The following is a 1,077-nucleotide window of genomic DNA, read 5'->3' as shown; positions in this document are numbered from 1 at the left end:
ACTCCGACGAGGTGGTGCGCCTCAACGGCGTGAGCATCCGCTACGGCGACCGCACTATCCTGCGCGACCTCGACTGGACGGTGCGCCGCGGCGAGAAGTGGGCCCTGGGCGGCGAGAACGGCGCGGGCAAGTCCACCCTGCTGAGCCTCGTCTGCGCCGACAATCCCCAGTCGTATGCCTGCGACATCAGCCTCTTCGGACGCAAGCGCGGCTCGGGAGAGAGCATCTGGGAAATCAAGAAGCACATCGGCTACGTCAGCCCCGAGATGCACCGCGCCTACCTGAAGAACCTGCCCGCGGTGGAGATTGTGGCCAGCGGCCTGCACGACAGCATCGGCCTGTACAAGCGCCCGCGCCCCGAGGAGCTGGACGTGTGCGTGGAGTGGATGGACATCTTCGGCATCGGCGACCTGCGCGACCGTCCCTTCCTCCAGCTGAGCAGCGGCGAGCAGCGCCTGTGCCTGCTGGCGCGCGCCTTCGTCAAGGACCCCGAACTGCTCATCCTGGACGAACCCCTGCACGGCCTCGACACGTACAACCGCCGCCGCGTGAAGGCCGTCATCGAGGCCTTCTGCCACCGCCGCGACAAGACGCTCGTCATGGTGACCCACTATGCCGAAGAGCTGCCCGCCACCATCACCCACCGCCTCTACCTGAAGAAAGTGCACTGAGCAGGGAGGTGAAAACGGGCTTGCAACGGCATGCAGCTCAGCTGATTAACTAATTTTCACAAACAGATGCACCCCATTTGCCTCCTTGCGGCGTGCCTGCGTTTGGCGGTTTCGGTGGAAACGACTATTTTTGTAGCCGTCACCCCGTAACCCCGAAACGAAAGAAAAAGCAATGAAAGAACGTCTCATCGGCCTGGTCAGGACCTACGTGCTGTTTGTCCTCCTGTTTGTGGTACAGAAACCGCTGTTCATGGCGGTACATGCGTCGCTCTATGCCGACGTGGCATGGACCGACTGGCTGCGGGTCATGTGGCACGGCCTGCCGCTCGACCTCTCGCTGGCGGGGTACCTCTCGGCCCTGCCCGGCCCGTTCTTCGTGGCATCCGCCTGGACGCTGGGGCGGGGG

The 1,077-nt window shown here is 63.8% G+C and carries 1 protein-coding gene and 1 pseudogene; both read left to right on the top strand.

Going from position 1 to position 1,077, the window contains the following annotated elements; genetic code table 11:
* On the top strand, nt 1-671 hold a 671-nt coding region (locus BQ7483_RS01255; protein ID WP_139247505.1), incomplete at its 5' end, for an ABC transporter ATP-binding protein.
* Nucleotides 672-843: 172 nt separating this feature from the next.
* Nucleotides 844-1,077 (top strand): annotated as a pseudogene (locus BQ7483_RS01250) (LTA synthase family protein); the annotation flags it as partial.

Origin of the sequence: Mediterranea massiliensis (genome assembly GCF_900128475.1) — a bacterium.
Lineage (GTDB): Bacteria > Bacteroidota > Bacteroidia > Bacteroidales > Bacteroidaceae > Bacteroides > Bacteroides massiliensis_E.
This window is presented reverse-complemented; position numbering and strand designations above follow the sequence as displayed.